We start from the raw sequence: 23,532 nt of genomic DNA, 5'->3' as shown, positions 1-23,532 counted from the left end.
GAACACGCCTCGCTTAAGATGTTTCGCAGTGAGCCTCCTCTGGTCTGATTGCGGAACACGTGCATGAACGAAACACCTCCTCAAGAGACGCGCACCCCTAACGAGGCCTGGTTTGAAACCAGGTGGTGGTGGCGGGTGAAGATGTGGCTGCAGTGGACCAGCTGGCTGCAGTACCTGCCCAATCTGGTGGTTGTGGTGCTGTTGCTGGTGTTGGCTGGGATCGGCGCGCTGGTTGGGTGTCGGCCATTTATGTTGGTGGATTTGCCGCTTATTCTTGCGGTGCTGTTGTTTTTTAATCTGATTTTCGATGTGGTGACGGTTCGGTATGGCTTTCACCCGGAAGAACCACTGCCAACCAGCCTTGAGCATCTGGATGCCTTTGAGTTGCTGCGGACGCGGGTCTCGTGCCGGTCCTTTCAAAAGCGGCTTATGAGCGAAGAGCATCGCCAAATGGTGCTTTCAGTGGCAGAGCGGACTAGCAAGCCAGAGCATTGTCTGAGCCCTCACCCCATTCGCTTTGAGTATGTCGACAATCCGCTGGTGGTTTGGCCTGCAGTTGGGACGCATGAGTTTTTGGTGGCTATTGCACCGCGTGCGTATCATGAGATGGCGGTGGTGGATGTCGGTCGCAGTTTGCAGAAGGTGGTGATTGAGGCCACACGGCAAGGGCTGGCAACCTGCTGGATTGGGCCGGGAGCGGACCACAAGAGCATCATCAAGCATCTGGGCGCACGGTTTGATCCTGAGAAGGATCACATCATCTGCGTTTGCGGGTTTGGGTATCGCTCCCGCTACACCCCGCTGGCGATCCGCCTCATCCAGAAGGCACAGCGGCATCGGCTGGATGTGCAGGACTTGTTCTTTGCAGATGCTGGTTTTGCCAAGCCACTCAACACGAACGCACGGCCCTATCGGGAGTTTGGGCGATGTTATGAGGTCTGCCAGTGGTCGCCCTCCTCCTACAATGCACAGCCGACACGGGGTGTCGTGCTTGCGGAGAATGCGAGGATACGGCGGGTGGATTTTTGTGCGACGACGCATTCACGGTACTACGCCATGGTGGCCTTGGGGATCTGGCTGGCGAACTGGGAATGCGGGTGTGAGGCGCTTGGCAAGGCGGGGCGGTTTGAGCAGCTCTCCTGTGAGGACCATGGTGAAGGACCGTTTCCGGATCTGCCGCGCTATGTCATCTCGTGGGTGCCTGAGGAGACGAGTTCCTCAGGCTGAGCTTGTCGGCTTAGACCCAGCGGACGTGCTTTGTGGTGTTGCTGGTGTGGTCGGCAGCTGGTGGGCTGGCGTGTTTTTGTTGCGGTGATTTCAGCTCGCTCAACGCATCCTCAATGATATCGTTGAAGCTCTCGACCGTGACGGAGCTCAGGAACGTCTCATCCTCCCGCTTCTCAATGAGCCGCTCAATCGCGAGATCGCGGATTGGCGGGATGTTGGCTGCAAAGTAGGTGCCTGTCGCCTCGCTGTCCCAACCAATGCCAGGGACGCCGTGCTGCTCAGCCAGTGCGGGAAAATTCTCCCAGTTCAGCTGTCGCGACAGGTCATGGAGGGCGACTTCTGCATTTTTTGGCAGAGAGTGCAGGAAGCTTTGTTCTGCGTATTTCCAGACCTGCTTTTCAAAGCGCTCAACGGCGACCTTCATCGGGTGAGGTGTCTCGGAAACTCTCAGGGCCTCCCCCTTCTCGACAGGTCTTTGGTCTCGCAGCACATTACGATAGATACTCTGCAGCAGTTCATTGCCCCAAGCCTTGGAGGTGGCATTTTCGGCCAGGAGTGGATCATACTTCCCGGCAATCTCTGTACTGAGGCGGGCCATCAGTTCCCGTTCTACGTGGAAGGGGTTCCGCTCCGTGTATTTGCCATCCGCGCGGGCAGCGAGAAGTTCGGTGTTTGTCTCCGGAGTCTCTATAATTTCACTTTGGAACGAAGGAACCGTCTGATGGGCCTTGTTCTGAACCAGATTGTTGATCGGGTTGTGCTTCACATCTTCAGAGAGGGCCTTGATGCGCACTGCCGAGCTTTCGTTTCTCAGCACCTGATGTTCTGCAAAGGTGACGCCTTCCTGCACTTGCCGGGATGTCAGGCTGTGGCTTGTGCCAGGATTCTGGCCGCAAGCCCGACAGGCGGCCTGATAGGCTTTCTCGCCCAGCGTTTTGCCGTAGTGGTTGGTGAGCGCCAGACGGAAGGCGCCCTGATCTGCTTGCTTTTGCTCAGCGCCTTCGGCCTGTTGCTTGACCCATGTGACGAGCCGGCCAGCGATTGCGGTGCTGGAGTGGGTCTTCACCTGTCCCTCAGCAACCGTGAGCTTGCCATCCTGCGGAATGGTGTGTGCGGCGGAGACAAAATTGTTCAAACCAATCGCTGTCATTTTCCAACTCCCATGATGTCAGCGGCCCGGGCATGCTGCCCTCCCACCTTCCAGAGTAGGCAATCACTTTGCGGGTTGCTGTTCTGAGCGTCACAGGAGATGACTGGATTTTATAAGGAAGACTACGTAGTTAGCGTTATTTGTCATGCTCCTTCAGGAAGGTATGGATGATTTCATGGAGGCGTTTGCCGTCGAAGCTGGGGAAGTGACCGCCGTGGATGGTGCGGACAGGGATATCAACCAAGCGTTTCATGCTGGTGATGTAGTCTGCCATGTTGGAGTGATAGCAGTCTGTCGCCAACGGGCCGTCGTAGACGATGTCTCCTGCGATCAGGGTTTCTGTCACCTTCTCCCATAAGGCGATACCGCCGGGGGAATGGCCGGGGGTATGGATCACCTCGAAGTGTCGATCTCCGGTGGTGAGCACTTCGCCATCTTCCAGCAGGTGGCTGGCAGGGGCTGGTTTGACGGCGTATTCGGAGGACTTGTAGGGCTCTGGCGGAAGCGCGTCGAAGATATCGTCAGTTGCGTACGGATCAGCCAGCGTGTTCTGACGGGTTGGGTGGGCCAGCAGGTCAGCTTCTGCGATATGGATCAAGCGATGCGGGAACTCGTGGTGGCAGCCGATATGGTCAAAGTGGGTGTGACTGGCGACAGCCATGACGGACTTTTCAGCGGTGAGCACCACATGCTCGCGCAGGCTGACCACGCCCATGCCGCTGTCCACCAACAGGTCCTTATGGCGTCCGCGCACATGCCAGATGTTGCAGCGGTTGAACTGCTTGACGTAGAGCTCATCAATCAGCGTAATGTCATCTGCCAGTTTCGTGGTGCGATACCACTTCTGAGCCGGAATGTGTTCCACCGCTCATCCCTCCTGCTTGAAAAGAGAAGTCCATCATAGCCAGCTCTGGTGTGTAGGGGGATAACTTATTTTGAAAGGGGGCTATTTCAAGGTTTTCGACGGAGTTTTAGCTTTACGCCATCTCAATAAGAAGGCACCGAACAGAGTTGCAACTACTCCAAAAACTATGAGAATTCGCCCCATATACCTCGCGCGCTCAATCATTTCCAAACTAACAATTTCGCCAGTCTCATAGTTGTAAAATCCGGTAACCACGTCACCAACCTCATGAGGTTTCGGCGAAACCCATGTGTTCCCTCTGTAGATCACAGGTTGTCGAGCACTCTCCTCAAATGCAAAGACCGGTCGATACATCCGCCCATTTTCACCAAGCTCCGTCTCTACGTCAGCAACAGTAACTTCCACTTCGGCTGCATCCCAAGTAGCGCTTCGTGACGAATACTCCATCCACAATCCAAAACTTCCAAAGAACACACCAAGTATCACAATCGTTCTTGGAAGCTCAGATATGACCTTAAAAATGAAATCTGAGAGAGTTGTTGGTCGGTTGATCATGCTAACTTCTACTTATGAGATTACTAAATTTATCTAATCAATCTAAGACTGCATTTCAAACCGAAAAAGTAAAAGAGTTTTGTATCAATCTCACTTGTTAGCAAGCAATCCAAGACTGCCTCCGCCCCACAGGGTGCTGCGGGACGAAAGAACTCAGAAAAAACGCATTCAACGCAAATGAACGCACATAGCAACGCAAACGCAGTTTTGCGGGGTTGTTCCCGTTTTAGGCATCGCTGCTTGGTGAGTAATCCGCGGCATTCACAGTTTTTGGGCGACCATCCAGAGAGAGGTTGGCGATGCGCGGGGCGGTTTCGGCGATGACCTTGCCGCGGCGAACAACAGCGAGGCGGGTTGCTTTCATGCGGAGGGCCTCAATGGCATCTTGTGCCTGAAGCAACACGAAGTCTGCGTTGCCACCGACTTTAACGCCATAGCCTTCCAGCCCCATGATCTTTGCAGAGTTTGTTGTGACGGCCTCATAGCAATAGCGGAGGTCATCACGACTGGAGAGCTGGCCTACATGCAGGCCCATGCTGGCGACTTCCAGCATGTCTGCGTTGCCCAGCGAGTACCAGGGATCCATCACACAGTCATGACCGAAGCCGACGGTGATGCCGAGTTCGCGCATTTCGCGCACGCGGGTTTGGCCACGGCGTTTTGGGTAGGTGTCGTGACGGCCCTGAAGCATGATGTTGATCAGCGGGTTGGCAATGGCACAGACATCGGCTTCCGCCATCAAAGGCAGCAACTTGGAGACGTAGTAATTGTCCATGGAATGCATGGAGGTGAGATGTGATCCAGTCACCCTGCCCTGCATGCCCAAGCGCCGTGTCTCGTAAGTCAGTGCCTCAATGTGGCGTGAGAGAGGATCATCGGATTCATCGCAGTGCACGTCCACCCGCAGGCCGCGTTGTGCTGCAATTTCCATGAGGGCCTTCACGGAGCGGGCACCGTCTTCCATAGTGCGCTCAAAGTGCGGGATGCCGCCGACCACATCCACGCCCATATCCAGTGCGCGGAGCAGGTTGTTTTCCGCCGTTGGTGAACGGTAGAAGCCATCCTGCGGAAAGGCGACCAGCTGCAAATCGATATAAGGCGCAATGCGTTGCTTTACATCCAGCAGGGCTTCCACGCCGAGCAGACGATCATCACACACATCTACGTGGCTTCTGATGGCCAACAAGCCCTGAGAGACTGCAAGATCGCAGTAGCGCAGAGCACGTTCGACAACCGCATCAATGGTGAGTAGAGGTTTCAGCTCTCCCCAGAGGCTGATGCCTTCCAGCAGGGTGCCGCTCTCGTTCATTCTTGGCAGGCCGAGGGAAAGGGTGGCATCCATATGGAAGTGCGGGTCAACAAATGGTGCTGAGACCAGCTGACCCTGTGCATCAATCATACGCTCCGCTTCTGCGGTGATGCCCTTTTCAATCGCAGTGATTGTGCCGTTTTTCACCGCGATATCTACACTAGCTTCGCCAGTGGTCAGAACTGCGTTTTGGACAAGGAGATCCAGAGACATGAGTGGTGCCTTTCTTGCTTTTCCAGCTTAACGCTGACCACGGAAATAAGGTTGTAGCAGGGCGCGCGGGTAGTCTGCCTTGCGAGCCACAAGCACCAGCGCCACGATGGATAGCAGGTATGGGATCATCAGGAAGACCTGAGATGGGATCACCGCCCCGACCTCGTTTTGCAGGCGGATCTGGAAGGCATCAAACGCGCCAAACAGCAGTGCGCCCAGCAAAGCCTTGCCCGGTCTCCAACTTGCAAACACCACCAGTGCAATGCAGATCCAGCCGCGTCCGTTGATCATGCCAAAGAAGAAGGCATCAAAGGCGGACATGGTGAGGAAGGCACCGCCCAGCGCCATCAACGCAGACCCGGCCATGATTGCCCCGATACGTAGCGCAAAGACCGAGAGGCCCTGCGCTTCAACAGCGGATGGATTGTCCCCCACGGACAGGATGGCGAGACCCAGCGGGGTGCGATAGAGCACGTAGCTGACCAGCAAGACCATGGCGAGAGCCAGAAAGGTCATGGATGTTTGCTGGAAGAGGGCTGGACCGATGAAGGGCAGGTCTGAAAGAACCGGAATATCAAGCGGTTGGAACGCCTCGATACGAGGTGGACTGGAGACCTTTGGCAGGGCTGTGCGGTAGGTAAAGTAGCTAACCGAGGTTGCAAACATGGTTATGCCAAGGCCGGAGACGTGCTGCGATAGGCCCAGCGGCACCGTGAGGATGCCGTGGAGCAAGCCGAAAAATGCCCCCGACAATGCCGCAACGAGGATGCCGCCCCAGAGGCCAGCTCCGAGCCAAACAGCCATCCAACCACACATAGCACCAACGACAAAGATGCCCTCAATACCGAGGTTCAGCACCCCTGCCCGCTCGCAGACCAATGCACCCAACACGCCGAAGATGAGTGGAGTTGCGATGCGGATGGCCGCGGCCCAGAAATTGGCGGAGAGAAGAATATCAATATATTCCATGTCTTATGCCTCCCCTTTGGCGACAATTGGTGTCTTTTTGGGCCTGACAAAGCGGATTTTGAAGCGCACAAACAGGCTGGAGACCAATACGCAGATCAAAGACATGGCGACCACAAGATCAGCAATATAACTGGACACGCCCATGGCGCGGCTCATACTGTCCGCCCCCACAAAGACTGCCGCGATGAAGACAGCAGCCACAACCACACCAACGGGTGAGAGGCCTGCAAGCATGGCGACCACGACGCCGGTGTAGCCGAAGCCCGGGGAGATATCGGCAGTCAAATACCCTTTGAGGCCAGCCACTTCGCTGACACCAGCAAGGCCCGCCAATGCTCCGGAGATCAGGCCGACTTTGATGAACGTGGAGGTGACTGGGATGCCAGCATGCTTTGCGGCGGAGGCGTTTTCACCCGTTGCGCGGATTTCAAAACCCCAGACGCTGCGCTTCATCATGATGTAGATGATTAATGCGGAGACCAGTGCGATCACGAGGCCCCAATGGATGCGCATGCGGGCGAACATTTTGGGCAGTGTGGCGGCGCTGGTCATAAGTTCTGACTGCGGCCAGCCCATGCCCATGGGGTCTTTCATGGGGCCTTCCAGCATCATCTGCACAAACAGCAGCACGACGAAGTTGAGCAGCAAGGTGGTGACCACTTCATCCGCGCCTAGCTTCGTTTTCAGCAGGGTTGGCACCAGCATCAAAGTGCCGCCAGCAATCATGCCTGCCAGTATAATCAGCGGAATCATAATATAGGCGGGCGCGGAGATTGCGCCGGTGCCGATGGCGACTGCTGCGAGTGCGCCCACATAGAGCTGGCCTTCAGCGCCAATGTTCCAGAGTTTGGCACGAAAGGCGACACTGACGGCCAGACCCGTGAAAATGAGTGGCGTTGCGCGGGCCAAAAGCTCAGAGAATGCAAACTTGGAGCCGAATGCGCCTTTGAAGATGTGCCCGTAGGCGGCGAAAACTTCTCCCCCTGCAGCTGCAATGGGGATCGCCGCTAGGATGAGCGCGGTGATTCCTGCGATAATTGGTAGGGCAAACGCTGCGAGGGAAGAAACATTGCTGCGAGGTTCAAACCGGATCATGCTGCTTGCTCCCCTTTTGCGGAATGTCCTGCCATCATCAGGCCAACCTGTTTCTTATCCAGCTTTTCCGTCTCCACTGGCTCGCAGATATGCCCGCGATGGATCACCGCGATCCTGTCGGATAACTGGAAGAGTTCGTCCAGATCCTCAGAGATGAGAAGAACGCCAGCGCCTCTGTCCCGAGCTTCCTGAAGGCGGCGGTGCACATCAGCTGTTGCACCCACATCCAGCCCGCGAGAGGGTCTGTCAGCAAGGACGATATCGGGTTGCTGGTCCAGCGTTCTCGCGAGGACTATTTTCTGGATGTTCCCGCCAGAGAGCAGACGGGAGACAGCAAGCGGGCCGGAGCAGCGGATGTCGTAGGCTTTGATAGCCTCTTGGGCACGCTTGCGAATTTCGTTGAAGCGGAGCAGACCGAAGCGCTGGTAGGCAGGCTTGCGGATCTCTTCCAGAACGAGGTTTTCCTCCACCGACATGGCACCAACGATGCCATCGTGATGGCGGTCTTCCGGGATGCGGGCAATACCGGACCGGATCACCGCAGCAGCATTTGGTTTCAGCGGATTGCCATGAAGAGTGACGGTTCCAGCCGTTGGTTCTTCCAAGCCAGAGACAACCTTTGCCAAGGTGCTTTGACCGTTGCCAGAGACACCTGCAAGGCCGATGATTTCCCCCTTTCGGAGGGCGAGATTGACGTTCTCAATCTGCTCGCGACCCTCTCCTGCGCTGACACCGGCAAAAACCAGCGTTTCGTCTTCCGGATAGCCGGGTTTGCGTTCTGCGGTTTGGACGGAATGCCCGACCATCACCTCAGCCAATTGGTGGCGATCACACTGCGATGTCGGCAGGTCAGCAACCATCCGGCCCCCTCTGAGAACCGCAACACGATCAGACGCGCCCAGCACTTCAGCCATCTTGTGGGAGATGAAGATGATCGCCATGCCTTTGGCGGCGAGCAGCTTCAAGGTTTTGAAAAGGCTGTCGGATTCCTGAGGTGTGAGAACCGCTGTGGGTTCATCCAGCACCAGAATGCGGGCGTCCCGGTAGAGCGCTTTGAGGATTTCGACGCGCTGTCTTTCGCCAACAGCAAGCTTGGAAACGCGCAGATCCAGATCAACTTCTAGGCCGGAGCTCTGCATCAGCTCCTGCAGTTTTGCCCGCGCTTTGGAGCAGCTGAAGCGGCGTGAGAACAGGCTCTCAGTGCCCAAAACGATGTTCTCAAGGCCAGTCAGATTCTCAGCCAGCGTGAAGTGCTGGTGAACCATACCTATCCCCGCTTCAAGGGCCGCCTGAGGAGCGCCGGGCTCCAGATCTACCAGAATACCAGAGGCGTGACGTACCATGACACGTCCTTGATCCGCCACATAATGACCGAACAGGATATTCATGAGCGTGGTTTTCCCCGCTCCGTTCTCACCCAACAACGCAACGATTTCCCCGGCATGCAGGTCCAGATTGACGTTTCCGTTGGCAACCAGATCACCGAAGATCTTGGTTATGTTTTGAAGAGATAAAAGCGGATGCCCGCTCTCAGTTTCTGGCATGGGATACCCTTGGACTGACGAGGTTATGCGCGTAGCAGGCGGAGAAGACGGGCCGGGATATCCCCCCGACCCGATCAGCGTTAATTGGAGGACTTTGGCTCTTCGTCGTTGATCTCAACGGTAAAGGAGCCATCCAGAATGCTCGCTTCGACAGCTTTGACCTTACCAAGAAGGTCCGCATCCACCAGCGTTTCATCAACCACCAGCGAACCACCAGCATGGCCCATGAAGGAGTACTTGCCGTAGTCTTCAGCCTTGAAGTTATTCGCCTTTACAGCCGCAATCGCAGTGTCAATTGTTGGCTCCATATGCCAGATGGCAGAGGCGAGGATGGTGTTTGGATAGTCGGCAGCGGTGTCGATCACATTGCCAATCGCGAAGATGCCTTTTTCCATAGCCGCATCAGACACACCGAAGCGTTCTGCATACAAAACATCCGCACCAGCATCGATCATGGCGTAAGCGGTTTCTTTCGCTTTTGGCGGATCGTACCAGGAGTTGATGAAGTTGACTGTGAAAGTCACCTCTGGATTGGTTGCCTTAGCACCATTCATGAATGCGTGCATGAGACGGTTCACTTCCGGAATAGCAAAGCCGCCGATCATGCCGATTTTGCCGGACTTGGATTTCGCACCTGCGATCATACCGGACAGGTAGGATGGTTCGTGAATGAAGTTGTCGAACACCGCGAAGTTTGGCTCAGCTGCCGGGAAGGACGAGCCCATGAGGAAAGCTGTTTCCGGGTATTCTGCAGCCACGTTGCGCGCTGCGCGTTCTACTGCAAACGCCTCGCCAACAATGAGCTGATGACCAGCTTCGGCGTACTCACGCATAACGCGCTCATAGTCGGTGTTGGCTGTGTTCTCGGAATAGACGTAGGTGATGTCACCGCGTTCTGCCGCTGCGTTGAGCGCTTGGTGGATACGTCCAACCCATTGCTGCTCAACAGGAACGGTGTAAATCGCTGCGACCTTGAGAGGTTCGGCAGCTAAAACTTTTGCTGGTGAATAAACCGCGATTATGGCCGCAAAAACAGCTACGGCTGCGAGAACATGACGTCTCACCAAACCGTTCAAACGTGTCGCAAACATGCACACCCCCTGAAATCAATAATTGTGCAGGGCTGCAGATCAGACTGCAGCCGCAATCTGCCCTATCTCGCATTTTAAGTGAAAAGGTCCTGAGCAGGACGAAGGCATTAAAAATGGCTGTATACGAGACAAAACGGCTAATGACTAGATGCCTCAGAAGTATTTTTTGCGTGACGGCACGTAAATTAATGCAGATCACACAGTACTTTTCTTATGGTATTCAGCTATTTATCGACTGTATAAATATTATTGGACCACTATATAGCTGTGGATTGAGCTAAGTGACGATAAAACACTCGAATCGAAGCAACATTATGAAATTTTACTTTTCGGTCAAATAATTTCAATCAATATTATTTTGAAATATTTTCCATGGATTGAAAAATAGCACACAGCGCCTAATGATTGCTCTGATTGCCTAAATTGCATCCACGTAGCAAGCTGATTTTATGCAGGAATTGACGCTTTCTGCTCATGGAGCAGGCAATACGAGCATCAACGGATCGCTGAGAAAAATTTGGGAATTGTTGTAGTTGCGAGTATTTTGGCAACCCTCGCAGGCTGCACAGAGGAGTGCAATCGCACCCCTCACATTGCAATATCATGTCGCTCAGGCAGTCACGGTTGCTGCTTCCCAGTCGGTCAGGATCTGCATGATCTGACGGCTGTCCTCAACACTCGGAGCCGGGCTTTCCAGCGCCTTGTTGCCAGCTTCGATCGCTTCGCGGATCGCTCTGACCTGATAAATAAAGGCGTTGCCGTCTGCCGTAACTGTGCGCGTGTCGCCCGGCTTTTCGTAGGGGGTGACCGTGAAGATATTCCCCTCAGCTTCCGGTAGCCATGGGTTGGAATTCAACACCAGACTTGCCTTGGAGCCAAGCATTGTGAAACCAGCATGGAGACCGTAGTCTTCCGCCGTGTGAAGCTGGCAAACAACACCGTTATTCAACCGCAACGTTGCTGCAGACTCGCAGATGTTCCCATCTGCACCACGCCGGCCCATAGCCGATATGTTATAATTATCAAAGATATGGGTCGGGAATGCAGTCTGTAACAGAAGATGCATCAGCGAGGTCGGATAGCAACCAAGGTTATAAAGTGCCCCCTTGCTGTGTGGGTTCACGAACCTGGCAATTGACGCGCAGTACTGAGCTGTAATCGACTGGATCTCACCCAACTCACCAGAAGCAACCACATCACGAATAGCAGCTGCAAACGGGTGGTTCAGGTACATTAACCCTTCCACGAAGAATACACCGTTCTCGGCAACCGCTTTCAGCGCCTGATCGGTTTTATCCATGTCGATAGACAGCGACTTTTCGCAGAGGATTGCTTTCCCCGCATTTGCTGCCTTGACCACGTACTCGTGGTGAATGTGGTTTGGGAGAGCGATGTAAATGATATCAACGGCTTCGTCTTCAATCAGCTCGTTGAAGTCATCAAAGGTATGCTCAACATCGTACTTTTCTGCGAAGACTTTCAGAGGCACTTCTGACCGACCTGCCACGGAATGTATCCGCGTCGATCCTTCCGCTTGTATAGCGTCTGCCATTGTCAGCGAGATGAAGCTTGTTCCGAGAAAGCCCCAGTTCAGTTTCGACATTGTTTTTCTCCAGAACACAGGATCCCGAGAACATCACGGGAAGAACTCCGGAAATAACCCTAATCACATTTAAGGAAGGAGAAAATACCAGAGATCAATAGCTTACTGCTTATCCAAGTTTATCGATAAAAGAGCAGGTACTCGTCGCTAAGTACTTACAATTTTACTGAACCAACGGGCTGTCAGAACCAAGTAAATCAATACCTTTTATCTCAGCAGACCCTGCCAGGATAGTGATGTATTGAGACACTGCTTTGGACCAGCTTGCGGCTTCCAACCATGCTCTGATGGTTTCCTCAACATGCTCGAATGGCAGGGTATTTCCCTCAATCTTCCTGTTCAGGAAAATGATGTGGTAGCCGAACTTGGTCTCAACAGGTTCGCCTGTCATCTGTCCTGCATGCATCGATTGGAGCGCTTTTTCAAACTCCGAAACTGTGCTTCCCTTGGTCAATTGGCCCAGATTTCCGCCCGTTTCTTTTGAAGGGCAAGCGGAGTACTCCAGCGCCAGATCAGCAAAGGTTTCTGGCTTGTCCAGAAGTAGTTTGATGACATCGTGGGCACGGGCTTTGGCTATACTGCGGGCAGTGTGTTGATCAGGCCCAGCTGCAAACAGGATATGGCTGGCTTCATAGATTGGCTCTGAACTGAAGCGGGTCCTGTTGTTTTCGTAGTAGCGCTGGCACTCATCCTTAGAAGCTGTCGGGATCTCGACCTCCTGCTCAATCAGTTCTCTGATCGCGGCATCTTCAGGTGTCTCACTTCCGTCGTCCATCAGTTCTGGAGCAGCCTCAATGTTCAAAGACTTAGCTTGCTGCAACAGCAGTTCGCGGACGACTAACGCTCTTGCGGCAGCTTGCACCGCCTGACCAGGGTTCTCAGCTGGATGGTTTTGGGCTTCTGCCAGAATGTCTTGTTCTGAGATTTGGACCCCGTTGACCGACACATCGGTGATGATCGGTTTGCTTTTTGGAGGCACCTTAGTGCTCGGCAGATCCGCATCTGCCTGAGCACCTTCATTCAAATTTGGGTTGGTGTAGAGATTGGCCATTTCACCTCACTCAGCAGGATGGCGTGGATTGGTGGAGTTGCGCTCACGCACGATCTGGTAACCGGGACGCCACAAGTATCTTGCCGGAACGCTGAGCATATGCACCAGGCGTGTGAACGGGAAGATGAGCAAGATCGTCAGCCCCACGAACAAGTGCAACTTGAAGATCCATGAAGCATCAACGACATAGCTTGCTGCATCACCACGGAATGTGAAGATGCCTTGTGCCCAGCTCATGAATTTGACCATTTCCTCACCGTCCAGATGCATGAGGGAAACAGGTATAGTTCCAAGACCCAGAAGCAACTGGAAGCCCAGCAGACATATAATGAAGGTGTCCATTGTGCTGGAGACCGCTCGTACACGCGCATCATACAAGCGACGATGAATGAGCATCCCTGCACCAACAATCGCCATCAGGCCAGCAATACCGCCGACGACGACAGCAAGAACCTGTTTGGCACCGTGACTGATGCCCACCAGATCAAACAGGACTATTGGGGTCAGCAATCCAACTAAGTGGCCAAAGAAGATGATCAGCACGCCTACATGAAAGAGCACTGAACCCCAGACCAACTGCTTGCGGCGAAGGAGCTGACTTGAACCAGCACGCCAGCTGTAAGGCTCACGATCATAACGGATGATTGTGCCAACAATCAAAACCGAGAGGGCGATGTATGGATATATTCCAAAGAACAACGTGTTGAAGAAGCCAGACATTTCTAGTTCTCCCCTTGAATGTTCTGGGTCGTGGTATCAGGCGGGCGTCTGTCCGCAGCTCTCATTTGCATTCTTAAGCGATCAGGGCCGCAACTGCCCTCTCCTGCATTGCCACCAAACTTGACGACCTCTTCCTGCCAAATGCGATCCATGGCTTCGAGATCATTTGGGTCATCTTCGGGCTCTGCAAGAATATTGGAGAGGAGCTCCTTGGAAGGTGCCGCTTTGCTGATTTCAGCAACAGCCCCAAACACATTGGCATAGATTGAGCCCTTCTTTTTGAGACGCAAACGAAGGGCCTCAAAGATATGCGCAGTCTGGCCAAGCAGTTCCTGCCCCTCTGTAAATGGTTGATGCGCCAGATATTCGAGGAACAATGGGATGTAGTCAGGTAGTTCCGTGGTCTCTACCGCGAAACCGTTTGTCAGGTACATCTCACGCAGATCGACGAGAGCTTGACCGCGGTCTCTGCTCTCACCATGCACATGCTCAAACAGGTGTAGTGAATGTGAGCGGGTCCGATCAAACAGGAACACGTATCTTTCCTGCACCTCATAGAGATCTTTAGTAGCCAGATCATCGCAAAGAGTGCAGATCATTTTCTGGCCTTTTGCAGAGAGCAAGCGATCTGAGTTTACCGCTTTTTTCAGTGCTGGCAGGTCATCCAGCAGTTCTTGCGTCGGGTAGTTGAGCAAGAGCGAGAGGATTTTTAAGGAGACGATCATCCGCGCATCTCCTTAAATATATCCGTTGGGGTTTCGACAGTTTTCTTGCGGGAACCACCGAACAGGTCAGTTCCATCACTGCCGCCAGAGCAACCATTGCCGAAGGAGAAACCACAGGAGCCACGAACATCGTAGGCATCCTCGGACACTTCACGGTGAGTGGTTGGAATGACGAAGCGATCCTCATAGTTGGCTATCGCCATGATCTTGTACATGTCTTCAATCAACTCAGAAGTCAGACCCACTCGTTCAGCGATAGCTTCATTGACTACGCCATCAACTGACTTGGAGCGCATGTAGGAGCGCATGGCGAGCATCCGTTCCAACGCCGTGACAACAGGCTCGTCTTTGCCTGCTGTGAGGAGGTTGGAGAGGTAGCGGACCGGAATGCGCATGCTCCGGACATCCGGCAGGTCACCATCCCAACCGATCTTACCAGCCTCTGCGGCTGACTGGATTGGGGAGAGAGGTGGAATGTACCAAACCATTGGCAGTGTGCGGTATTCCGGGTGAAGTGGGAAAGCCACTTTCCAGTCGATTGCCATCTTATAGATCGGCGATGCCTTGGCAGCCTTGAGCCAATCCTCAGGAACACCATCTTTGCGGGCCTGTTCGATTACCTTTGGATCATGCGGATCAAGGAAGACCTTCAGTTGCTCTTCGTAGAGGTCTTTCTCATCCTTGGTAGAGGCTGCTTCTTCGATCTTATCCGCATCGTACAGGATCACACCCAGATAACGGATGCGGCCCACACAGGTTTCTGAACAGACTGTAGGCTGCCCTGACTCGATGCGTGGATAGCAGAAGATGCATTTCTCTGATTTGCCAGAGGACCAGTTGAAGTAGATCTTCTTGTAAGGACAGCCAGAGACGCACATGCGCCAGCCACGGCATTTTTCCTGATCGATCAGGACGATTCCGTCATCTTCACGCTTATAGATGGCACCTGATGGACATGCAGCAACACATGTTGGGTTGAGGCAGTGCTCACACAGACGTGGCAGGTACATCATGAAAGTGTTTTCGAACTCGCCGTAGATTTCCTTCTCAATACCCTCAAAGTTGTAATCCTTTGAGCGCTTGGAGAACTCACCACCGAGAATTTCTTCCCAGTTTGGTCCCCATTCAATTTTTTCGATCCGCTCGCCGGTGATCGCTGATTTTGGGCGAGCCGTCGGGAACTGAGCACTTTCAGGAGCGCCCTGCAGGTGCTCGTAATCATAATCAAACGGCTCGTAGTAGTCGTCGATTTCTGGCAGGTCAGGGTTTGCAAAGATCTTCGCCAGAATGCGCCATTTGGCACCCATCTTGGGAATGATCTTGCCATTGCGTTTGCGAACCCAGCCACCGTTCCATTTCTTTTGGTTTTCCCAGTCTTTGGGATAACCAATACCGGGTTTGGTTTCCACGTTGTTGAACCAGGCGTATTCAACGCCTTCTCGGTTGGTCCAAACGTTTTTACAGGTCACTGAACAGGTGTGGCAGCCAATGCATTTATCCAGATTCAGCACCATTCCGACTTGTGCGCGGACTTTCATTCTGCTGCCTCCTGACCACTGTCATCCAGCGGTTCTTCCATCCAGTTCACTTTTTCCAGTTTGTGAACCACAACGAACTCATCGCGGTTGGAGCCAACCGTTCCATAGTAGTTGAAGCCGTAGGATTGCTGCGCGTACCCGCCAATCATGTGTGTTGGTTTGGTGACGGTTCTGGTCACCGAGTTATGGATACCGCCGCGTTGTCCGGTGAGCTCTGATCCCGGTGTATTCACGATCTTTTCCTGAGCGTGATACATGTAGATCGTGCCTTCCTTCATGCGCTGAGAGACCACCGCACGCGCCACAAGCGCACCGTTGATGTTGAAGACTTCGACCCAGTCATTGTCTTCAATGTCAGCTTTTTGCGCATCAACCTCTGAGATCCAGACCACCGGACCACCACGGTTGAGCGTGAGCATCAACAGGTTGTCGGTGTATGTGGAGTGGATGCCCCACTTCTGGTGCGGGGTGATGAAGTTGAGGACCAATTGCTTTCTGCCGAGAGATTTATCGTCGATCACCGGTTTGACGCCTTTGGTGTCTATCGGCGGCCTGTACACGCAGAAGCCTTCGCCAAACGCACGCATCCAGAGGTGATCCTGATAGAGTTGCTGACGACCGGAGATCGTTCGCCACGGGATCAGCTCATGCACGTTGGTGTAGCCTGCGTTGTAGCAAACATGCTCAGATTCAATGCCGGACCATGTCGGCGAAGAGATTATCTTACGTGGCTGAGCGACGATATCGCGGAAGCGGATTTTCTCTTCTTCCTTCGGCAATGCCAGATGGGTGTGGTCTCTGCCAGTGAACTCAGAGAGAGCAGCCCATGCTTTGACAGCCACTTCACCATTGGTTTCCGGGGCCAGAGACAGGACAACTTCACTTGCATCGATATCCGTTTCGATCTTAGCCAAGCCTTTGGTTGGCCCGTCTTCCAATACCTCACCATTTAGGCCTTTGAGGAGGTCTACTTCGTGCTCGGTGTTCCAGCTGATGCCTTTGCCACCGTTGCCGAGTTTGCTCATCAGCGGGCCAAGAGCCGTGAAACGCTTGTAGATGTTTGGATAGTCTCGTTCGACAACCACAACGTTTGGCATTGTCTTGCCGGGTTGCGGATCAATATCCCCCTTCTTCCAATCCGCTACGTCGAATGGCTGGGCGATTTCACCAGCTGTGTCGTGCAGGATCGGGACAAGGACGACGTCCTTTTCCTTGCCGAGAACTTCTTGTGAGACCTCAGAGAAGGACTTGGCAATACCCTTGAAGATCTCCCAGTCACTGCGGGCTTCCCAAGCAGGATCAGCTGCACTGGAAAGGGGATGAATGAAGGGGTGCATATCCGAGGTGTTGAGGTCGTTTTTCTCGTACCATGTAGCCGTTGGCAGCACGATGTCTGAATAGACCGCTGTCGTTGACATGCGGAAGTCCAGCGTGACCAACAGGTCCAGTTTGCCTTCCGGTGCATTGTCATGCCAGACAGCTTCTTTCGCACGCTGGCGGCCTTCCTCTCCCAGATCCTTGCCCAGCACACCATGCTCAGTGCCGAGCAGATGACGGAGGAAGTATTCATGGCCTTTACCGGAAGAGCCCAGCAGGTTGGAGCGCCAGACAAACAGATTCCGTGGCCAGTTGGCCTCGTTGTCGGGGTCTTCACAGGACAGTTTGAGACTGCCTGATTTTAGCTCCTGAGCAATATAGTCTTTTGCTTCTTTGCCACTCTCTTCTATCGCCTTAGCAACCTGAAGCGAGTTGGTCTCAAGTTGTGGAGCTGACGGCAACCACCCCATACGCTCTGCACGGATGTTGTAATCGATCAGCGACGCATCCCAGTCCCCATCGGGCGCGGTTGGCGATAAGATCTCATCCACCTTGAGCGTTTCATAGCGCCATTGATCTGTATGCGCATAGAAGAAGGATGTTGAGTTCATATGCCGTGGTGGGCGTGTCCAATCCAATGCAAAGGCGAGTGCTGTCCACCCGGTTTGCGGGCGAAGTTTTTCCTGCCCCACATAGTGGCTCCAGCCACCACCAGATTGACCAACGCAGCCGCACATCACCAGCAGATTGATAATACCGCGGTAGTTCATATCCATGTGGTACCAGTGGTTTAGACCAGCACCGAGGATGACCATGGAACGTCCGTTGGTCTTCTCAGCGTTTGTCGCAAACTCGCGGGCCGTTGTGATGATATGATCTTTGGGAACGCCAGTGATTTTCTCTGCCCATGTAGGCGTGTAAGGCAGTTCCTCATCATAGGACTTGGCAGAGTTTGGATCATCCAATCCGCGATCCAGACCGTAGTTGGCAATGAAGAGGTCGAAAACGGACGCTACAAGCGCTTCACCTTCCGCCAGCTTCACTTTCTTTGCGGGGACTTTGCGCACCATCACGCTTTCATGGTTGGTTCCCGCAAAGTGGTCATGCTCGCGATTGCCGAAGTATGGGAAAGCCACGTCAGCGACTTCATCATGATCAGCTTTGTCAATGAAAGACATGGCGAGGTCCGTGTCTTTGCCAGCGCCGTCTCTTTCTTCAAGATTCCATTTGCCTTTCTCCCCCCAGCGAAAGCCGATGGAGCCATGCGGAACCACTATCTTCTTCGATTTGCGGTCCAGGGCAACGGTTTTCCATTCCGGATTGTTTTCTTCCCCCAGCTTGTCCGCAAATTCGGAAGCACGCAGGAGGCGTTCCGGGATGTATTTGCCGTCTTTTTTGACGAGGCGAACCAGCAGCGGCATGTCGGAGTACTTACGGCAGTAGTCCTCGAAGTATTTTGCCTGCCTGTCTAAATGATATTCACGAAGGATGACATGACCCATGGCCATCGCCAGAGCTGCATCAGTGCCTTGCTTTGGATGGAGCCAGAGATCTGAGAACTTGGCCGCTTCCGAGTAATCTGGGCAGACCACAACTGACTTGGTGCCTTTGTAGCGAACCTCGGTGTAGAAGTGCGCATCCGGTGTGCGCGTTTGTGGAACGTTAGAGCCCCACAACATCAGGAAGCCCGCATTGTACCAATCAGCGGATTCAGGCACATCGGTTTGCTCACCCCATGTTTGTGGTGAGGCAGGAGGCAGATCGCAGTACCAGTCGTAGAACGACATGCATGTGCCACCGAGCAAAGACAGGTAGCGGGTACCTGCTGCGTAAGAAATCATGGACATAGCCGGAATTGGAGAGAAGCCAACGACGCGGTCAGGTCCCCATTTCTTCGCGGTGTAAGCATTTGCTGCTGCGATGATTTCGTTGACTTCTTCCCAAGTGGCTCGCACAAAACCGCCGTGTCCGCGCACTTTCAGGTAATCTGCGCGCTTTGCAGGATCATCCTGAATGGCTGCCCACGCAGCGACCGGCGATTTCACTGTCCGCTCGTTACGCCATAGCTTGAGGAGGCGAGAGCGTATGAGTGGATGCTTCACCCGGTTTGCGGAGTACATGTACCAACTATAGCTGGCACCACGAGAACAGCCCCGTGGCTCATGGTTTGGCAGGTCCGGGCGCGTACGCGGATAATCCGTCTGCTGGGTTTCCCAGGTGACAATCCCGCCTTTGACGTAGATCTTCCAGGAACAGGAACCAGTGCAGTTCACACCATGGGTCGAGCGTACGATTTTGTCGTATTGCCATCGCTTTCGATAGCTGTCTTCCCAGTTTCGGTTCTCATTGGTTGTAACACCGTGCCCGTTTGCAAAGGTACCAGTGTCCTGTTTTGCGAAGAAGTTCAGTTTATCGAGTAGTAGAGACATCTGAAATGCCCTTCACGTTATTTGCTTAGCACGGAACGGAGGCACCCTTGCGGGTGTAGAAGAACCACGTGATCACCAGACAGATCACGTAGAAGATGCCAAAGGCCCAAAGCGCGGCATCCGGACCACCTGTGTAGGCGATGGATGTTCCGTAGGCTTTGGGGATGAAGAAGGCACCGTAGGCTGCGATTGCAGAGGTAAAGGCGATGATGGCTGCGCTTTCACGTTCTGACTGGCGCAGATGAGCTGTTGCATCCAGCTCTGGCATCAAGAGGCCGACCTGTTGGCGCATGATGGTCGGGATCATCTGGAATGTGGAGGCGTTGCCTACGCCTGTCAGGAAGAACAGTGCCATGAAGCAGGCAAAGAAGCCCCAGAAAGCCCCCGGCTCTGTTTTGATGGACAGGAAGAACAGCACGCCACCAACAGCAACCGCCATAAACAGGAAGGTCCAGAAGGTTACACGGCCACCGCCGTACGTGTCGGAAACCCAACCCGTACCAGCCCGGGAGAGTGCACCAACGAGAGGGCCAAGGAATGCGAAGGTGAGTGCGTTCACCTCTGGGAACTGGGTCTTCATGAGCAGCGGGAAGCCTGCGGAATAGCCGATAAAGCTGCCGAAGGTTCCCGTGTAGAGAATGCACATGATCCAGTTGTGCGCTCTTGAGAAGATGATGGATTGCTCTTTAAAGCTCGCTTTGGCATCAGCGATATCATTCATGCCAAACCATGCAGCCAGCGTCGCGATGATGAGGAATGGAACCCAGATAAAGCCAGCATTCTGGATCCAGAGTTGGGATCCATCCTCAAGGATTTGAGGAGCGCCACCGATCGCACCGAAGACACCAGCTGTGATGACAAGCGGCACCACAAACTGCATGACGGAAACGCCAAGGTTTCCGAGGCCTGCATTGAGCGCAAGCGCGTTCCCTTTTTCCTTCTTTGGATAGAAGAACGCGATATTTGCCATTGAAGAGGCGAAGTTACCGCCCCCGAAACCGCAAAGCAGGGCTAACAGAAGGAAGATGCTATAAGGCGTGGTGGGGTCCTGAACTGCGTACCCGATACCCAGAGCCGGAAGAAGCAGCGATGCTGTGGTCAGCGTTGTCCAAAGGCGGCCACCAAAGATAGGGACCATAAAGGAATAAAAGATCCTGAGTGTCGCGCCAGAAAGGCCTGGCAGAGCAGCCAGCAGGAAGAGCTGGTCTGTCGTATAATCAAAACCGATGGCGGGTAGCCTTGCGACAACAACACTCCAAACGAGCCACACTGAGAAGGCAAGCAAAAGTGCCGGAATAGAGATCCAAAGGTTCCGAGAGGCGATCGCCTTTCCTTTGGTTTCCCAGAATTCCTGATCATCCGGCCGCCATTCAATTAGTGTGTGCCCTTTTTGAGTGTTGTTATCAGACATACATTCATTCCTTTTGGCTACATGCCCTCCCCAGACCGAATGTCCAGAAAGGGCTTCGCTGGTTACGGATACTTTTCTACGCCTGCAGGTCCGTCCGGACCTTCAACCGGCTCGTCCGGGAGATCAGACAGATCTGTTTCGTCTTGCAATTCTGGATAACGCTTGCGCTCCATCCTGCGGATGGCGACGTGCATCCACACAGTTGAGACCGCAACAATGATGAAGAGAAGCATGAAGGGTGCCGTCCAAATGCCAGTCCAGTCGAGCAGAACTCCAAAGGCGATTGGCAAGAAGAAGCCACCAAGGCCGCCGATCATGCCTACGAGCCCTCCGGCAGCACCAACATGATAGGGGTAGTAAACCGGGATATGCTTGTAGACCGCCGCTTTACCAAGGCTCATGACAAAACCCAGAACGACGGTCACAGAGACGAAGGCACCAACACCAAGACCGAAGTTAAACTCGATTGGGCCGTCAATACCGCTGACAACATATGAGGTTTCGGGATAGCTCAGCAGGAAGAGGCAAAAGAGGGAGACGATAAATGTGAGGTACATGACAAAGCGTGCGCCCCATTTGTCTGACATCCAACCGCCCAGCGCTCTGAAAACAGACCCAGGCAGTGAATAAAGGCCAGCGAAAACGCCAGCCGTCGTGAGCTCCAATCCGTAAGCCCCGGTGTAGTATCGCGGTAGGAATGATGCGAGCGCGACAAAGGCGCCAAAGACGAAGAAGTAGTAGGTCGCAAAACGCCAAACTTGCAGGTTCTTCAACGGAGCGAGCTGCTCTGCTGTAGATACAGCTTGCTTACCTTCTTTCTTGCGCTCCTGCTGAGACGGGTCATCTTTACTGAACAGATAAAACAGGACGGCTGTGACTGCCAAAACAATTGCATAAACGCGGGCTGTGCCTTCCCAGCCAACTGCTACGACCAAAAATGGTGCTACGAAGTTGGTAACTGCTGCACCGACATTCCCGGCACCAAAAATGCCAAGTGCGGTGCCTTGTTTCTCTTTTTCAAACCACTGGGAGACATAGGCTACCCCGATAATAAAAGAGCCGCCGGCCAATCCAAGGCCCAAGGCGGCTAACAGAAACACTTCATAGGTTTGTACTGAGGTGAGCAACCAGACACAGACTGCTGTAATGAGCATCTGCAGTGGGAACATAATCCGTCCACCGAACTGCTCTGTCCATACTCCAAGGAAAATGCGGCTCACAGAACCGGTGAGCACTGGTGTGGCAACCAATAAGCCGAACTGAGTATCGGACAACCCCAGTTCGCCTTTAATGCGCACGCCAATGATGGAAAAAATGGTCCAAACTGCAAAACAGATAGTAAAAGCAAAGGTACTGAGACCCAATGCCCTATATTGATCGGAGCGAGTAACACCCTCAAGTGAATGCATAGTATTTGTTCCTGAATTCTAGCAGGTAAAACAATCCACATAGAATCTCAGGAGCTTTAGCACCCAAAAGTAGAGCAACTCATAGAAAGAACAGGATTAAACGAGTAAAATTGAAATACAACTTGGAGTAAAACTATGTTTTATTTCCAACTCACGGCACAATGAAAAACACCTATCCAGTCTACACTGATGCTGGTATGTTTCGTTTAGAAGCGGGGATTTCAAAGTTAAAGCAATGTCTTACATCAACAATGTCAGGATGTTTGTGCGCGTGTTTGAGCTTGGCAGCATGTCTGCTGCGGCAAGGGACATGCATGTTTCTCCTGCAGTTGCGTCCTCCCGTATTGGAGAGCTTGAGAAGCACCTGGGCATTCGCTTGTTTAACCGCACCACCCGCACCATCCAACCCACTGAGCAAGGTAGCATTTTTTATCCTGGCGCCCGTAAAATGCTGGAAGCAATGGAAGAGGCTGAAGCGGCTGTTCAGGAGGTGACACACACTCCACGCGGCTCAATCTTTGTTTCTGCTCCACTCGGCATAGGGCGGCGTTTGATCGCACCGCTTATTCCTGAATTCCACGATGCTTATCCTGAAATTCATGTTCGCCTCAGGCTCTCGGACCGTCCTCTTAACATTACTGGAGAAGGTTTGGATCTGGCATTCATTCTGGGACAGTTACCAAACTCTGAAATGCGGCTGAAAAACCTGTTGGACTGTCCTCGGGTACTGTGCGCCTCCCCTACCTATCTTGATCAGCGTGGTGAGCCACTGCAAGGGGCAGATCTCCAAAACGGAAAGCATGATTGCCTACTGCTCCAGTTTCCCGGTTCCTCTGAAAGCCGATGGACGCTTCAAACTCCTGAGGGCTTACAGAGCTTCACAGTTGGCGGCCCGTTCACCTCTGATGACGGCGATGTGTTGGTGAACTGGGCACTCGGCCATCACGGCCTCATCAATGCCCCCTTGTTTGATGTTGTCGATCATTTGCTCAGCGGAGACCTTATCGCCGTCTGCACTGCTACCCCTCCTGCTGATGTGCATTTGGCATGTCTATTTCCGCACAAGCGCTATCAAGATCCTAAAATCCGGCTCTTTCTTAATTTCATCAGTGAGCGATTGAAGACGTATCTAAAAGACAAGAGTTCTCAGTACTCTACTCATCTTCTGAATAAGTAATTCTTGATTGAAAAGTCGTTTATGTATCTATTTCTTTTTCCGGCTATCCGCGAAATACTTTCAAAATAATTTTGATAATCCAACTCATTTATTAGGCTAAACTGATAGATGGGAGGAGTTTGGTGGCCCTGCCA

Annotated in this window: 16 protein-coding genes and 2 pseudogenes; 2 read left to right on the top strand and 16 right to left on the bottom strand. The window is 53.3% G+C overall.

What is annotated here, in order from left to right:
• Nucleotides 1–63: 63 nt before the first annotated feature.
• The gene (locus PsAD13_RS03770; RefSeq protein WP_063317293.1) at nucleotides 64–1,227 is read left to right on the top strand and encodes a nitroreductase family protein; all 1,164 of its coding nucleotides are present in this window, start codon (nucleotides 64–66) and stop codon (nucleotides 1,225–1,227) included.
• Between the two features lie 10 nt (nucleotides 1,228–1,237).
• Here the strand turns inward: PsAD13_RS03770 and PsAD13_RS03765 are convergent, their stop codons facing one another.
• From PsAD13_RS03765 to PsAD13_RS03690, 16 genes and pseudogenes are all read right to left on the bottom strand, one after another.
• Nucleotides 1,238–2,377: a hypothetical protein gene (locus tag PsAD13_RS03765; protein ID WP_208986398.1), complete on the bottom strand. Its 1,140-nt coding sequence runs from the start codon at nucleotides 2,375–2,377 to the stop codon at nucleotides 1,238–1,240.
• Nucleotides 2,378–2,513: 136 nt separating this feature from the next.
• Nucleotides 2,514–3,242 carry an MBL fold metallo-hydrolase gene (locus PsAD13_RS03760; protein ID WP_063317292.1) on the bottom strand — a complete coding sequence of 243 codons (729 nt, stop codon included), beginning with the start codon at nucleotides 3,240–3,242 and terminating at the stop codon, nucleotides 2,514–2,516.
• Nucleotides 3,243–3,323: 81 nt separating this feature from the next.
• Nucleotides 3,324–3,797 (bottom strand): DUF3592 domain-containing protein, encoded by a 474-nt coding sequence (locus tag PsAD13_RS03755; RefSeq protein WP_063317291.1) that lies wholly within the window; start codon nucleotides 3,795–3,797, stop codon nucleotides 3,324–3,326.
• Nucleotides 3,798–4,023: 226 nt separating this feature from the next.
• Nucleotides 4,024–5,319, bottom strand: a complete 1,296-nt coding sequence (locus PsAD13_RS03750; protein WP_063317290.1) for an amidohydrolase family protein — start codon at nucleotides 5,317–5,319, stop codon at nucleotides 4,024–4,026.
• A 27-nt stretch (nucleotides 5,320–5,346) separates the two neighbouring features.
• Nucleotides 5,347–6,288 carry an ABC transporter permease gene (locus tag PsAD13_RS03745; protein WP_063317289.1) on the bottom strand — a complete coding sequence of 314 codons (942 nt, stop codon included), beginning with the start codon at nucleotides 6,286–6,288 and terminating at the stop codon, nucleotides 5,347–5,349.
• A gap of 3 nt (nucleotides 6,289–6,291) precedes the next feature.
• The gene (locus PsAD13_RS03740) at nucleotides 6,292–7,383 is read right to left on the bottom strand and encodes an ABC transporter permease (RefSeq protein ID WP_063317288.1); all 1,092 of its coding nucleotides are present in this window, start codon (nucleotides 7,381–7,383) and stop codon (nucleotides 6,292–6,294) included.
• Nucleotides 7,380–8,927 (bottom strand): ABC transporter ATP-binding protein, encoded by a 1,548-nt coding sequence (locus PsAD13_RS03735; protein ID WP_063317287.1) that lies wholly within the window; start codon nucleotides 8,925–8,927, stop codon nucleotides 7,380–7,382. Before PsAD13_RS03735 ends, PsAD13_RS03740 begins: the two co-directional genes overlap by 4 nt.
• Nucleotides 8,928–9,007: 80 nt before the next feature.
• Nucleotides 9,008–10,018 carry a BMP family protein gene (locus PsAD13_RS03730; protein WP_063294186.1) on the bottom strand — a complete coding sequence of 337 codons (1,011 nt, stop codon included), beginning with the start codon at nucleotides 10,016–10,018 and terminating at the stop codon, nucleotides 9,008–9,010.
• Between the two features lie 610 nt (nucleotides 10,019–10,628).
• The gene (locus PsAD13_RS03725) at nucleotides 10,629–11,621 is read right to left on the bottom strand and encodes a Gfo/Idh/MocA family oxidoreductase (RefSeq protein WP_084404628.1); all 993 of its coding nucleotides are present in this window, start codon (nucleotides 11,619–11,621) and stop codon (nucleotides 10,629–10,631) included.
• A gap of 163 nt (nucleotides 11,622–11,784) precedes the next feature.
• The gene (locus PsAD13_RS03720) at nucleotides 11,785–12,672 is read right to left on the bottom strand and encodes a peptidylprolyl isomerase (protein ID WP_063317286.1); all 888 of its coding nucleotides are present in this window, start codon (nucleotides 12,670–12,672) and stop codon (nucleotides 11,785–11,787) included.
• A 6-nt stretch (nucleotides 12,673–12,678) separates the two neighbouring features.
• Nucleotides 12,679–13,392 (bottom strand): respiratory nitrate reductase subunit gamma, encoded by a 714-nt coding sequence (narI, locus tag PsAD13_RS03715; protein WP_063304333.1) that lies wholly within the window; start codon nucleotides 13,390–13,392, stop codon nucleotides 12,679–12,681.
• Between the two features lie 2 nt (nucleotides 13,393–13,394).
• Nucleotides 13,395–14,117 carry a nitrate reductase molybdenum cofactor assembly chaperone gene (gene narJ, locus PsAD13_RS03710; RefSeq protein WP_063317285.1) on the bottom strand — a complete coding sequence of 241 codons (723 nt, stop codon included), beginning with the start codon at nucleotides 14,115–14,117 and terminating at the stop codon, nucleotides 13,395–13,397.
• On the bottom strand, nucleotides 14,114–15,655 hold the full coding sequence (narH, locus tag PsAD13_RS03705; protein WP_057461585.1) for a nitrate reductase subunit beta: 1,542 nt from the start codon (nucleotides 15,653–15,655) through the stop codon (nucleotides 14,114–14,116). Before narH ends, narJ begins: the two co-directional genes overlap by 4 nt.
• Nucleotides 15,652–19,401, bottom strand: coding sequence for a nitrate reductase subunit alpha (locus PsAD13_RS03700; protein ID WP_063317284.1), 3,750 nt, complete (start codon nucleotides 19,399–19,401; stop codon nucleotides 15,652–15,654). Before PsAD13_RS03700 ends, narH begins: the two co-directional genes overlap by 4 nt.
• 25 nt (nucleotides 19,402–19,426) lie before the next feature.
• Nucleotides 19,427–20,779, bottom strand: a pseudogene (locus tag PsAD13_RS03695) (NarK family nitrate/nitrite MFS transporter); the annotation flags it as partial.
• 200 nt (nucleotides 20,780–20,979) lie between these two features.
• Nucleotides 20,980–22,221: pseudogene (locus tag PsAD13_RS03690) on the bottom strand (nitrate/nitrite transporter); the annotation flags it as partial.
• A gap of 235 nt (nucleotides 22,222–22,456) precedes the next feature.
• Between PsAD13_RS03690 and PsAD13_RS03685 the strand changes: the two are divergent.
• Complete coding sequence (locus PsAD13_RS03685) at nucleotides 22,457–23,398, top strand: LysR family transcriptional regulator (protein ID WP_063306128.1); 942 nt, start codon at nucleotides 22,457–22,459, stop codon at nucleotides 23,396–23,398.
• The last annotated feature ends 134 nt before the right edge of the window (nucleotides 23,399–23,532 follow it).

This window comes from Pseudovibrio sp. Ad13, assembly GCF_001623225.1.
Lineage (GTDB): Bacteria > Pseudomonadota > Alphaproteobacteria > Rhizobiales > Stappiaceae > Pseudovibrio.
This window is presented reverse-complemented; position numbering and strand designations above follow the sequence as displayed.